Consider the following 13,872-nt stretch of genomic DNA (forward strand, 5'->3'; position numbering starts at 1 on the left):
ATTATCTCCCTTCTGTCGCCACACGTTTCATTTTTATTTGATAATTCATTTGTTCTATGTACGCATCGTACCTCAGTTTATTTTCGGCAAGCAGGCTCATTTCGCTATCGATATCGACATTATTCAAGTTGTTATTCATAGCGGTCCTGTCATCGACGGTAATTTTGGGCTCCGGCACGCCCCCTGAGGAACCTATGACAAAATGCCTAATATCCGTACGATATCCCTTAAGCGCGGGCATTCCGCCGTTCAGCTCATTCTGCAGCAAACTCTCAAAAGATACGTTCGAACGCTTAAAATAAGGGGTATCTCCGTTAGCTATGTTATCTACAATCACTTGCTGCCTAGTACTGGCAGCTTCGATTGCATTTTCGAGTCTATTAAACCCCACACCATTAAGTAGCTGCATTTCCTATCCCCCTTAGTTGATTAAAATTTATAACTTTTGACTTCGACAACACAACTTATTCAACATACCTTGGCAAATTCCTCTTTTTTCGACAATAAACAATTTTAATAGTCTTTCTATTGTCCTATTAAGTCAAAATATAGCTTAATGTCATATATCCTAAGTTTCAAGCAGACTCGACATTATTACAATAAGAAAAAAGCCCTATCTTTACATATATTAACGTTTTTTTAACCACTTTTTGAATATTTTTCAATATTTTTATGAAAATTCGACATTTTTAGTTATGACTATATACCGATCAACCTTGTCGGAAAAAGGAAAAAGACCGTCTCCCATTTTCGTGGGACTAACGGCCTTGAATTGCAGTTCTTTGTAATGACTCTCGGTATCTGAATAAGTAATGTTACAGTATGAATTGACTAAGATCGCGATCTTGAGCTATATCGCCTAGTTTTTCGCGTACGTATTGCGGGGTAATCGTCATTTTTTCAAGCGTCAGCTCGGGAGCTTCAAACGATAAATCCTCCAGCAGCTTCTCGAGAATCGTATGCAGCCTTCTAGCCCCAATGTTCTCGGTATTGGCGTTCACCGAAGCGGCTATTTTGGCAATTTCGATAATGGCCTCTTCCGAAAAATCTACTTCAATATTTTCCGTACGCAGCAATTGCGTATACTGCTTGGTCAAAGCATTTTGCGGCTCGGTAAGGATGGAAATAAAGTCTTCCTCGGACAGGCTGTTCAGCTCGACGCGAATTGGGAATCTTCCCTGCAGCTCAGGAATGAGGTCCGACGGTTTTGCCACGTGGAAGGCGCCAGCAGCTATGAACAGAATATAGTCCGTTTTCACAGGCCCATACTTCGTCATGACGGTAGATCCTTCGACAATAGGCAAAATGTCCCTTTGCACGCCTTCCCGAGACACGTCAGGCCCAGATCCGCCCCCGCCCCGGCTGGCTACCTTATCAATCTCATCGATAAAAATAATGCCCGACTGCTCGGCACGACTTACTGCTTCCTGCACAAGATCATCATGATCAATCAGTTTGCCCGCCTCTTCTTGAGTGAGTACTTTGCGCGCTTCCTTCACCGTCAGCTTCCGCTTCTTTGTACGCTTGGGCAGCAAATTGCCGAACATTTCCTGCATGTTCATCCCCATTTGGTCATTCCCTTGCCCTGCAAACATATCCAGCATCGTTGGGGAAGTATCCTCCACCTCAATTTCCAAGGTGTCCTCTTCCATTTGCCCGGACAGAAGCTTGCTCCGGACCTGGCTTCTGCGTTCCTGGAGGGCGCTATCTTCCTGCTTCTCTTCGGCAGAAGGATCCTGATTGGCCTGTTGATTGCCAAACAGCATTTCAAACGGATTGCGGCTCCCCTTCGCTTTGTTGTCCGAAGGTACCAAAATTTGCACGAGACGCTCATTGGCCAGTTCCTCGGCCCGGTCCTTTACCTTCTCTGTACGCTCCAGCTTGACTGTACGAATCGCAGTCTCAATCAGATCGCGCACCATCGATTCAACATCCCTGCCGACATACCCGACTTCCGTAAATTTCGTGGCCTCCACTTTGATAAATGGGGCGCCAACCAGCTTGGCAAGGCGCCGGGCAATTTCAGTCTTCCCGACCCCTGTCGGCCCAATCATCAAGATGTTTTTCGGCACGATTTCATCCTGTACCTCCTCGCTAAGGAGACTGCGGCGGTAACGATTGCGCAAAGCGACGGCCACCGATTTCTTTGCTTGCTTTTGTCCGACAATGTACTTATCCAGTTCGGCAACAATTTGTCTTGGCGTAAATGTAAGATTCGTCATGAAACGTCCCCCTCTGATGGTTAAATATAGGCCGCCAACCACGAAAAAAAGTCCGGTTCGCCGGACATTTCATCCGATGGACAGACAGTCCCAGCATACAGATAGCATGAGATACAGTGTCGCATCATAATTCTTCGACAATAATGTTGTTGTTCGTGTAGACACAAATTTCGGAGGCGACCAGCAAGGCTTCTCTAGCGACTTCCTTCGCCTCCAAATGAACGGCATGGCGCTTCAGGGCGCGGGCAGCGGATAGCGCAAAATTGCCGCCAGAGCCGATCGCCAGCACATCATCATCAGGTTCGATAATTTCCCCTCCACCGGAAATTAGCAGCATGCCCGTTTTATCCATAACAATCATAAGCGCCTCAAGCTTGCGCAGTACCCGATCCTGCCGCCAATCTTTGGCGAGCTCGACAGCAGCGCGCTGCAGGTTGCCATGGTGCTCTTCCAGCTTACCCTCGAACTTCTCAAAAAGGGTGATCGCGTCGGCTACGGAGCCGGCAAACCCAGCCAAAACCTGCCCCCGGTACAAACGGCGGACTTTCTTTGCCGTCTGTTTCATCACAACGTTTTCGCCAAATGTCACTTGCCCGTCCCCGGCAATCGCTCCCGTGCCGTTATGGCGAACGGCACATATCGTTGTGGCGTGAAAAGTAGGCATCATTACAATCCATCTCCTCTGCATATGGATTACCTGTATTACATTGTATGTTGAACTTGCACGGTCAATACTTGGACGGCGTCATCCTAATCCATTACCAGAACGTCCTGCCTGCCATCGCTGGCAGATCAATCTACATGGGCATTCCCAATAAACGACTGCAGGCTGTCCAGGGCTCTGTGGGCGAGCGCCTCATTTTTCTCGGCCTTCTTCCGGTAGCGGGTTTCCAGCTTAGGAAAAAGTCCAAAATTGGCGTTCATCGGCTGAAAGTGCTTGAAATCCGCCGTAGTAATATATCTTGCCATACTGCCGAGCGTAGTATCTTCCGGGAATACAATCCCGTCGTGGCTGTGAACGGCTCTGGCCGCATTGATCCCGGCAATTAGCCCAGATGCAGCAGATTCCACATATCCTTCGACCCCAGTCATCTGACCAGCAAAAAACAACGCAGGACGCTGCTTCAGCTGATATGTCGCATCAAGCAATTTAGGCGAGTTGATAAACGTATTGCGATGCATTACACCGTACCGGACAAATTCCGCATTTTCCAGACCGGGAATCATTGAAAATACCCGTTTCTGTTCTCCCCACTTGAGATGAGTCTGAAATCCTACGAGATTATACAATGTGCCCGCCGCATTGTCCTGACGCAGCTGAACGACAGCATGGGGTAGTTTACCATTGTGGGGATTGACGAGCCCAACCGGCTTCATCGGGCCGAACAGTGCCGTCTGCTTGCCTCTTTGCATCATAACTTCGATCGGCATGCAGCCATCGAAATAGATTTCTTTCTCGAACTCCTTCAATTCCGCTACTTCTGCATGAATAAGAGCCTCGTAAAAAGCCTCGAATTCCTCCTCGGTCATCGGACAGTTGAGATATGCCGCTTCACCTTTGTCGTATCTCGAAGCGAGATACACTTTGTTCATATCGATGGAGTCCTTCTCCACAATCGGAGCTGCAGCGTCATAGAAGTAAAAATAATCCTCGCCGGTCAAACGCTGAATTTGCTCTGACAAAGCTGGGGAGGTCAGCGGTCCGGTAGCGATGACGACGATTCCGTCCGTGGGAATTTCCCTTATTTCTTCATTAACAACTTCAACCAGCGGATGCTCGCGCAGCATGCGAGTGATTTCCCCCGAGAAGCCGTCACGGTCGACCGCCAGAGCGCCCCCGGCGGGGACGGCGTTTCGGTCAGCTGCGCCAATGACCAGCGAGTCCAGCATGCGCATTTCTTCCTTCAATACGCCTACCGCATTACTTAAACTATTGGCGCGCAAGGAATTGCTGCAGACAAGCTCGGCAAATTTATCCGTATGGTGGGCTGGCGTTTGCACGACAGGCCGCATTTCATATAATTTTACAGGGACGCCGCGTTTTGCTATTTGCCAGGCCGCTTCACTCCCGGCAAGCCCCGCCCCTATGACTGTAACTTGTATCGTTTGCTCCATTCTCTTTACCCCCTAATGCTAGTTCAAAAAGTCAGCTCTGGCTGTCGCTTATTCATCGGAGGTATCCTCATTCTCCTCAATTTCCTCTACATGGTCGCAGGCTGTACACTGCAATCTGCCGCCCTGCCTGTTGCGCTTCTCTACAAGCAGGCCTGCGCATTTTGGACAAGGCTTCGGAGACGGTTTATCCCATGATACAAAATCGCATTCCGGATAACGGTCGCATCCAAAAAACACTCTGCCTTTTTTACTGCGCCGTTCAACGACATGTCCCTCTTTACATTTCGGGCAAGTCACACCGATATCCTTGACGATCGGTTTCGTATTGCGGCAGTCCGGGAACCCGGAGCAAGCGAGAAACTTCCCGAATCGTCCTAATTTATAAACGAGGGGTCTCCCGCATTTTTCGCAAATCTCATCAGACACTTCATCTTCAATTTCAATTTCCTTCATTTCCTCTTCCGCTACTTCAAGCCGTTTCTCAAACGACTCATAGAAATCGCTGAGCACTCGAACCCAATCCTCCGACCCTTCTTCCACATTGTCGAGGTCGTCTTCCATATGAGCTGTAAATTCCACATCCAATATTTCTGGAAAAAACTGCTCCATTTGCTCGATGACAAGCTCGCCCAGTTCGGTCGGCATAAACTTCTTATCTTCAATCGCTACATAGCCGCGTTTCTGAATCGTCTCGAGTGTAGGAGCATACGTACTCGGTCGTCCGATCCCCAGTTCCTCTAGCGTCTTCACGAGTCGCGCTTCCGTATATCTTGGCGGCGGCTGGGTAAAGTGCTGCTTCGGCTCGATTGTCTCGGTCTCCAGTTGATCTCCGGCTTGAAGCGGAGGCAAATATTTATCATCTTCCGTCGTACCATCGTCATTGCCTTCCACGTATACTTTCATAAAGCCGTGAAAGCGAATTTTGGAGCCGACCGCACGGAACGTAGTCTCGCCAGCCGTAATATCAGCAGAAAGCGTATCAAGCACGGCGGAAGCCATCTGGCTCGCCATAAAGCGTTCCCAAACGAGTTTGTACAAACGATATTGATCCCGGCTCGTAAATGATTTCACAGATTCCGGATCGCGAAGAGCTGAAGTAGGGCGAATCGCCTCATGGGCATCCTGGGCGCCCGCCGCCTTCTTGGAATATTGGCGAGGTGATTCGGGCACAAAGGACTCCCCATATTTGTCTTTGATATATTCCTTTGCTTCTTCTTGGGCAGACTCGGCGATACGCGTCGAGTCCGTACGCATATAAGTAATCAGACCTACGGTTCCTTCTTTCCCCAGGTCTACGCCTTCATACAACTGCTGGGCGACCGACATCGTCTTGGCCGCACGGAAATTCAATTTGCGCGCAGCTTCCTGCTGCAATGAGCTCGTCGTGAACGGAGCCGCCGGATGGCGAAGGCGTTCTCTCTCCTTCACTTCGGCCACGGTAAATCGAGCGCCCTCGATCGATTTTAAAATTCCGTTGACCTGCTCTTCATTCGTCAGCTCCAGCTTTTCTCCCTTGAGCTGATGAAACTTCGCTTCAAATAAAGAATTTCCCGTTTTCAGCTTCGCTGTTATGCTCCAATATTCCTCAGGCACAAAAGCGGAAATTTCGTTCTCGCGGTCCATAATGATTTTTACTGCAACCGATTGAACTCTGCCTGCGGACAAGCCTTTTTTAACCTTTTTCCATAGTAAGGGACTAATCTTATAACCAACAAGCCGGTCGAGAATCCGCCGGGCCTGCTGCGCGTTAACCAGATCCATATTGATTTTGCGCGGTGTCTTGAACGCATCCTTGACCGCTTGCTTCGTAATCTCGTTGAATACGACGCGACAAGTTTCCGTTTCATCCATATCAAGCGCATGGGCCAAATGCCAGGCAATCGCCTCACCCTCACGATCAGGGTCAGCCGCGAGGTAAATTTTCTTTACCTTTTTGCTGGCATCCTTCAATTCCTTCAATACAGAACCCTTACCACGGATTGTTATATACTTCGGACTGAAGTCATTCTCTACCTCAACCCCAAACTGACTCTTGGGCAAATCGCGAACGTGCCCCATTGAAGCCTTCACGATGTATTTGCTGCCTAAGTATTTGCCAATCGTTTTCGCCTTGGCAGGCGATTCCACGATGACGAGTGAATCCGCCACAGGGTCATCCTCCTCTCAAACATCTCAAAACTAAATCACATTTTGACAAGTTATATAGTCATATTTTATGAGCCACTCTCGGTTAGGAATGGACTATATTACCTTATACACGGAACCGGGTAGCTGGACTACCTCTTTTTTCATGATTAAAGATAACAGAACTGAATGTAAATGTCCAAAATCCCAATCCGTCTTGTTGAGCAGTTCATCTAATGTACAATTATCCTGCTCCAACATATGGTATATGCGGCGCTCCTCATCTGTCAACTTAATACTTAAACTGTTTCCTTCCTTCATTCCCGGCCGAGCTGGCAGCAGGTGTTCATATTCTTCCAAAATATCTTTAGGCTCTGTGACCAATTTGGCACCCTGCTTAATAAGATTAAGCGTACCTCTGCTTTTTGGGGATGTGATTGGCCCAGGTACGGCAAATACATCCCGTCCAGCTTCGAGAGCAGCATCTGCCGTAATTAAAGAGCCGCTGCGGGCATCCGCTTCCACGACGACCGTACCATGCGCTAAACCGGCAATAATTCGATTACGCTGCGGAAACAGCCCGGGATGCCCCGGAGTGCCTGGAGGATATTCCGACAATATTAGCCCCTGTTCAGCAATCATTTCATAAAGAGAAGTATTCTCTGGCGGATATACGACATCGATGGCCGTTCCCAGCACAGCCACGGTCATCCCGCCGCTTTGCAGCGCAGCTTCATGACATAATCCATCGATTCCCCGGGCTAGGCCGCTTACGATGGCAAAGCCCCGTTCACAAAGCGCTTCCGTTAGCATCATGCATACTTTACGGCCATAAGCTGTAGGAATCCGGGTACCGACCATCGCGACGGAAGGAGCTGCAAGCAGCTTCATATGCCCTTTCCCATATAATACCCAGGGCGGCCGATTGGCTTCCTTCATTAATAGAGGATACTCGGGATCGAAAATCGTCAGGGGGAAAATGTCCAGTTGCCTCAGCCGCTCCATTCTCGCTTCGAGCCAATTGTGCGTAAACGTCTTCGACAGGCTCAGCGCCAGCTCCGCACCAAGCCCGCGCTCCATCCAATCCGCTGCGGAAAAATCAAGCGCGTGCACCCAATTATCGTCCCGAGTTACAATTTGTTCGATTCGCTTCCAGCCGAGCCCCTGGCTCGCGTGCAAGCCAATTAATAACGACCGCTTGTCCAATTACAGCGCCCTCCCGTCATTTATGTGTTAACCAAAAAAAAGAAAAATAAGCAACCCTCCTGCCATTTCGGCCAAGAAGGTTGCTTACCTTGCTTCTATTATAACAGAGTCACATTAATGTGTCGTGCAAAGATTCAAAATACCGCGCTCTTCGAGTACGCTAACGAGCGTGGAGCCCATTTCTGAAGGTGTAGGGGCCACTTTGATGCCGCATTCTTCCAGCTTGGAAATCTTCTCTTTAGCTGTACCTTTGCCGCCGGAAATGATGGCGCCAGCATGGCCCATTCTTTTCCCTGGAGGAGCTGTAACCCCGCCGATAAATCCGACAACTGGCTTAGTCATATTGTCACGAATCCATTCGGCTGCCTCTTCCTCGGCCGTTCCGCCAATCTCTCCGATCATGATGACGGCATGGGTGTTATCATCTTCATTGAAGCGGCGCAAAATATCGATAAATTCCGATCCTTTAACAGGGTCGCCTCCGATGCCTACCGCCGAAGACTGGCCGATGCCGCGGGTAGTCAGCTGGTGAACCGCCTCGTAAGTGAGCGTTCCGCTTCTGGATACTACGCCGACATGACCCGGCATATGGATGTAGCCCGGCATAATACCGATTTTGCACTCTCCAGGCGTAATGACGCCAGGGCAGTTCGGTCCGATCAATACCGTCTTCTTCCCTTCCATATAACGGGAAACCTTGACCATATCGAGCACCGGAATACCTTCCGTAATGCAGATCACAAGCTCCATTTCGGCTTCTACCGCTTCGAGAATAGAATCTGCGGCAAATGCTGGCGGGACATAAATAACGCTTGCCGTTGCCCCGGTGGCCTCTTTCGCTTCCTTTACGGTATTGAATACCGGCAGGCTGACCGCTTCGCCGTTTTCCAGCGTAATTTCTACTTTCGTGCCGCCTTTGCCCGGCGAGGTGCCGCCTACCATTTGCGTACCGTAATCCAGGGCGCCTTTCGCGTGGAACAGAGCCGTTTTTCCGGTAATGCCCTGTGTAATCACTTTCGTATTTTTATCGACCAAAATACTCATCGTTCGAGCCTCCTCTGATATGGATTGGAAGTTTACATTATGATACTAGTTCGACGATCTTCTGAGCGCCATCCGCCATGGAATCCGCAGAGACGATCGCAAGGCCCGAATTCGCCAAAATTTCCTTCCCGAGCTCGACGTTCGTTCCTTCCAGGCGTACGACCAGCGGACGGTCCAAACCTACCTGCTTCGCAGCCTCAACGATACCCGATGCGATGACATCACACTTCATGATACCGCCAAAAATATTGACGAAAATACCTTTTACTTTGGCATCGGACAAAATAATTTTGAACGCTTCCGTTACTTTCTCCGCTGTTGCGCCGCCCCCTACATCCAGGAAGTTTGCAGGATCGCCGCCATAATATTTAATAATATCCATCGTCGCCATCGCCAGGCCAGCGCCGTTGACCATGCAGCCGATATTGCCATCAAGAGCAATGTAGCTCAGATCGTATTTCGAGGCTTCGATTTCCTTCTCATCTTCTTCTTCCAAATCGCGAAGAGCCAAAATATCCTTCTGCCGGTACAATGCGTTGGAATCAAAGTTCAGTTTGGCGTCAAGCGCCATCACTTCGCCATCACCCGTAACAACGAGCGGGTTAATTTCAGCGATAGAGCAATCCTTGTCCACGAATGCTTCATACAACGCCAGCATGAACTGAGCCGTTTTATTTACCAGCTCGTTCGGAATATTGATGGCATACGCCAGTCTGCGGGCCTGAAACGGCTGCAGTCCGATCGCGGGGTCCACAATTTCCTTGAAAATCTTCTCTGGAGTAGCCGCTGCCACTTCCTCAATTTCTGTACCGCCTTCTTCCGAAGCCATCAGTACAACTCGCCCGGTTGCCCGGTCAACGACGACACCGACATAGTATTCTTTCTTAATGTCGCAGCCCTGTTCGATCAACAAGCGTTTTACTTCCTTGCCCTCTGGGCCAGTCTGGTGCGTAACAAGCACTTTGCCGAGAATTTCTTCAGCGTAGGCCCGTACTTCATCCAGGTTTTTAGCGACCTTGACGCCGCCGGCTTTCCCGCGGCCTCCCGCGTGAATTTGGGCTTTTACTACAACTACCTGGCTGCCCAGCGTTTCCGCTGCTTTCACGGCTTCATCCACCGTAAAGGCAACTTGTCCTTTTGGAACGGCTACACCGTATTGCTTCAGGACTTCTTTTCCTTGATATTCATGGATATTCATTCGTTGAATCCTCCTATCAACAGGCGGTTATTAAGGTGAACATATGAAACCCAGATCATTGTACCATGTTTTTAAAACGCTTTCCTTAAAAATTCATTCTTTATACACAACTTTTTTATATCGATTCGATCTAATTTTGATATAGGTTCATCGTCGGCCTTCGTTAAATTCAGAAATAACCTACAATTGACTTGTTTTGTGTATCCCTCGTTAATCGTGCGTTTTCGTCATTTTAAGACATTTAGCCGCTGCTGCTTTATTCCAATAAAATATATCATATTGAGATGGATTCTAACACTTCCCACGTTATAATACAGTGAGTGCCAATGTAATATTTTTAATAGCTAACCATAGGAATGATGACAAGTTTCTTATTTATTTGTATTTAGCTTTGAAAAATATATAAGATGAACTAAAGAATAGGAAGCAGGTATGGATGAAAAAGGATTCCGAGGAAATGGAGAGCTTTCTGAAAGCAAGCTGCTTCGGAGGAGCTAAGCTTGTAGACGCCTTTATGACCGAATTTCTATCTCTTATGAACCTTTATCATGCAGGAAAGCGGGAGCGACAGCGGTCGTAGGAACATTTTGTTGCGCATTCGCCCCCCATCCACTTTCACTAGTTCAACTTATATAAATGGATTTATAGTAATTAATCTCTGCGGCAAAGAGGGGAATGTAAATTTAAATGGATCTGATGTCGTTAGAAGTGGGAAAATTCCTATCATCGGCTGGATCATTGCTTTTAGGTGCATAGAATCCAATTAATCCCCTGAAACATTCGTTTAGAGCATAATTAGATACATGAGCTCCATTTAGTGTGTGGCAATTGGGTCTAGGCAGCTTAGGTTACAACAGCTTAAGGTGCGACAGTTTGGTCTAGGCAGCTTAGGTTACAACAGCTTAAGGTACAACAGCTTAAGGTACGATAACTTGGTCTAGGCAGCTTAAAGTTCAGCTTAAGGTACGATAACTTGGTCTACGCAGCTTTAGAGAACAACAGCTTAGGGTACAACATCGTAATATACGACAGCTTGTTGCGCAAAGGGACCATTTGAATGTTTGACGTACTAAGACACATCCAATTTACACGAGTTCGACTTTATATAGAACAAATATAAAGTTAAAATTCGAAATATGAATAAAATCAGTATTTTGCCTGAGCTCCATTGCTTGACTTTTTATAAAAAGCCTTCTAAAATACGTTCAAAGACAATCGGAGATAGAGGAAGCACCCTTTTCCCTGCTAGCTGGCTTCGGTACGATTACCGGCCCGCGGAAATCAGATTGAGGGGTGTTTTTTGTTATGTACGGAAAATTGTTTAGCGCATGCCTGTATGGCATTGATGGTGTACTGATCGAGGTTGAGGTGGATCTATCCAACGGCATTCCCCAGACCATCGTAGTTGGCTTGCCCGACTCGGCTGTCCGCGAAGCCGTTGAGCGGGTAAGAGCCTCGATCAAAAACTGCGGCTTTACCTTTCCGCTGCAGCGGGTAACGATCAATTTAGCTCCGGCGGATTTGCGCAAAGAAGGAGCCGCATTTGATCTGGCGATAGCGCTCGGCATACTTGCCGCCAGCAAGCAAATTGTATTGCCGCAATATGAACGGATTCTCATCATCGGCGAATTGTCCCTCGACGGCCTGCTCCGCCCGGTGCCCGGTGTCATTTCTATGGTCGATCTAGCTAAACGGCAAGGCTTCAGCTCCGTTCTTCTACCGGCAGATAATGCCCGTGAAGCGATGCTTATCAGCGGCATTGCGGTATACGGCTTGAAGCATTTAAACGACTTATCAGCCGTTGAGGAAACACCGCCTATTGAGGATGGAAAGCCTGCTCGCGGTCAAACTCGCCAGCGGAAGCATGCAAAATCAAGAAAGACCTCAGCTTCCCCAAAAGACGGGCCTCTCATCATTACGTCCCTTGACCATCTGCAATCCTCGAGAGGAGAATCCTCCGGCCTGTCCTCCCCAGCACTTCCCTCCACGGAAGACTACAGCGATGTGCTTGGACAAAAACATGTAAAACGAGCCTTAACGATTGCCGCCGCAGGCTGGCACAATATTATGCTAATTGGGCCGCCAGGTACAGGTAAAACGATGCTAATCCGCCGCCTCCCATCTATTTTACCTGCCTTAACCGAGGAGGAAGCACTGGAAGTAACGAAAATTTACAGTTCCGCCGGAAAATTCAAAGAGACAGACCCTGAATTAATACGCAGCAGACCTTTTCGTTCTCCTCATCATACGATATCTCCTGCTGGACTAGTCGGAGGAGGCAGCATTCCGAAAGCTGGAGAGGTCAGCCTGGCTCATCATGGCCTGCTGTTTCTCGATGAGCTTCCCGAGTTTGCCCGGGGTGCGCTGGAAGTACTGCGCCAACCGCTGGAGGAGCGGGTGGTGACGATAAGTAGAACGCGGGCTGCATTTACTTTTCCGGCGAATTTTTTGCTCGCCGCCGCTTTAAATCCGTGTCCGTGCGGTTACCTTGGCGCTAAGCCGCCGCTGCCGCGCTGCACCTGCAGCCCGTTCCGCGTCGCTCAATACCGGGAACGTATTTCGGGCCCATTGCTCGATCGTATTGATATGCATGTCGAGGTTCCTTTGCCTATTGGCTGGCAAGCAGACCAACAACCGCTTAGTTCTAAAGAAATGAGAGATGCGGTGCTGCATGCGCGGCATATACAGCAACAGCGTTATGCGAAGCTGGAAATATGTTACAACAGCGAACTGAAAGGCAGAACGCTGCGCAAATACGCCGGCATAAGCCGGGAAGCGGAACAGCTGCTGGAGACCACTTTTCAATCTTTAGGACTCAGCATGCGTGCCTATGACCGGATTATTAAGCTGTCCAGAACTATAGCGGATCTCGAAGGATCGGGTTGGATTACTGCCGGACATATCGCTGAAGCGATCCAATATCGCCAGTTGGACCGCCGGGTTACGGATTTGCCATAGCTATTTTTGATTTATATTTGCCCCTTTCCTCGTCTGCTCTATACTACTTGCCCCTAACACTGCTGAAATACATAATAGCGCGCGCCGATCGGCGCGCGCTGCATTTGTGTTTTGTTCATTTGTTTGCTAAACATTGATACAGCAGCAAAACAGATGGAGCTGCTATGATCAGATATTATTAAAGCGGCTGAGTTGACAGTACAATATTAGCCTTTGCAAGTTTGTTGTGGGCATAGTATTTGAGCCTTCCATTTTCCCTGAATTGCACCAAGACCATTATGATATTAAGCGGTATCAATGGCATATTAATCCGTTTCTAAGCCTTTAAAATGCAGCAAATATATGTTCTATGGCAATTATCTTGTCTTTTTCCATATTCACGGCCAGGACATCGAAGCGAATAGCCTCGTTAAATTGATTCGTTTGCTGTAAATAAACGGCGGCAGTCTCTCTGATTTGCTTGACTTTGCGGGGCGTCACAGATTCCGCGGGCGTCCCAAACTGTTCATGTTGTTTGCTCCGGCTTCGCACTTCTAGGATGACGACAACGCCGTCTTTCTTCGCAATGATGTCTATTTCCCCTGAACGGCAGCGCCAGTTTCGTTCGACCAGGACGTAGCCTTGTTCCTGCAAATAACGAGCTCCCGCTTCCTCCGCCAGCCGTCCCCTTGCTTTCCGCATGTCCATAGAGCCTGTTCGTCTGGTTTTAGAATTTATACTCATGAAGGGTCTCCTTTTTTACAGCTTTTCTGCAGGTGATATGAAGTCGCATCCCGGCTGTCAGCGTACTTAGCTGCAAGCTTATTATATTACCTTCGGACATTCATGTTGCTTCAGTTTTAGTTAGTAGCAGTTTGGTGGAAAATGCAGCTCTATGATGAGATCCCATTAGATCATTTTAAATGTATATCAATTCACATTAATTAGCAATTACCGGAATTCCTTGCTGAATGCATGTTAAAAAAATAACCAGAGCACATTTTAACGCTGCTCCGGTTATTTTAT

At 48.3% G+C, this 13,872-nt stretch carries 11 protein-coding genes; 2 read left to right on the forward strand and 9 right to left on the reverse strand.

All coding sequences use genetic code 11. The features are described 5' to 3' along the window. Position 1 precedes the first annotated feature (1 nt). From flgB to sucC, 8 genes are all read right to left on the reverse strand, one after another. Positions 2–409: a flagellar basal body rod protein FlgB gene (gene flgB, locus G358_RS0115150; RefSeq protein ID WP_019638085.1), complete on the reverse strand. Its 408-nt coding sequence runs from the start codon at positions 407–409 to the stop codon at positions 2–4. A 406-nt stretch (positions 410–815) separates the two neighbouring features. After that, on the reverse strand, positions 816–2,222 hold the full coding sequence (gene hslU / locus G358_RS0115155; protein ID WP_019638086.1) for an ATP-dependent protease ATPase subunit HslU: 1,407 nt from the start codon (positions 2,220–2,222) through the stop codon (positions 816–818). Positions 2,223–2,346: 124 nt separating this feature from the next. Further along, positions 2,347–2,889, reverse strand: a complete 543-nt coding sequence (gene hslV, locus G358_RS0115160) for an ATP-dependent protease subunit HslV (protein ID WP_019638087.1) — start codon at positions 2,887–2,889, stop codon at positions 2,347–2,349. A gap of 125 nt (positions 2,890–3,014) precedes the next feature. Beyond that, positions 3,015–4,337, reverse strand: a complete 1,323-nt coding sequence (gene trmFO / locus G358_RS0115165; protein WP_019638088.1) for an FADH(2)-oxidizing methylenetetrahydrofolate--tRNA-(uracil(54)-C(5))-methyltransferase TrmFO — start codon at positions 4,335–4,337, stop codon at positions 3,015–3,017. A gap of 48 nt (positions 4,338–4,385) precedes the next feature. Further along, on the reverse strand, positions 4,386–6,485 hold the full coding sequence (gene topA / locus G358_RS0115170) for a type I DNA topoisomerase (RefSeq protein ID WP_019638089.1): 2,100 nt from the start codon (positions 6,483–6,485) through the stop codon (positions 4,386–4,388). A gap of 93 nt (positions 6,486–6,578) precedes the next feature. Next, positions 6,579–7,667: a DNA-processing protein DprA gene (gene dprA, locus G358_RS0115175; protein WP_019638090.1), complete on the reverse strand. Its 1,089-nt coding sequence runs from the start codon at positions 7,665–7,667 to the stop codon at positions 6,579–6,581. Positions 7,668–7,781: 114 nt separating this feature from the next. Beyond that, positions 7,782–8,711 (reverse strand): succinate--CoA ligase subunit alpha, encoded by a 930-nt coding sequence (gene sucD / locus G358_RS0115180; protein WP_019638091.1) that lies wholly within the window; start codon positions 8,709–8,711, stop codon positions 7,782–7,784. Between the two features lie 37 nt (positions 8,712–8,748). Further along, complete coding sequence (sucC, locus tag G358_RS0115185) at positions 8,749–9,909, reverse strand: ADP-forming succinate--CoA ligase subunit beta (RefSeq protein WP_019638092.1); 1,161 nt, start codon at positions 9,907–9,909, stop codon at positions 8,749–8,751. 436 nt (positions 9,910–10,345) lie between these two features. On the opposite strand from sucC, the gene G358_RS33120 reads away from it, so the two are divergent. Together G358_RS33120 and G358_RS0115195 are read left to right on the forward strand one after the other, a co-directional pair. Further along, a complete protein-coding gene (locus tag G358_RS33120) occupies positions 10,346–10,489 on the forward strand; it encodes a hypothetical protein (protein WP_019638093.1) in 144 nt (47 codons plus the stop codon). Between the two features lie 725 nt (positions 10,490–11,214). Then, complete coding sequence (locus G358_RS0115195) at positions 11,215–12,867, forward strand: YifB family Mg chelatase-like AAA ATPase (protein WP_019638094.1); 1,653 nt, start codon at positions 11,215–11,217, stop codon at positions 12,865–12,867. A gap of 324 nt (positions 12,868–13,191) precedes the next feature. On the opposite strand, the gene G358_RS0115200 is transcribed toward G358_RS0115195, so the two are convergent. Continuing rightward, positions 13,192–13,590 (reverse strand): YraN family protein, encoded by a 399-nt coding sequence (locus G358_RS0115200; protein ID WP_019638095.1) that lies wholly within the window; start codon positions 13,588–13,590, stop codon positions 13,192–13,194. Between the last annotated feature and the right edge of the window lie 282 nt (positions 13,591–13,872).

Origin of the sequence: Paenibacillus fonticola DSM 21315 (genome assembly GCF_000381905.1) — a bacterium.
In the GTDB taxonomy this organism is placed as follows: domain Bacteria; phylum Bacillota; class Bacilli; order Paenibacillales; family Paenibacillaceae; genus Fontibacillus; species Fontibacillus fonticola.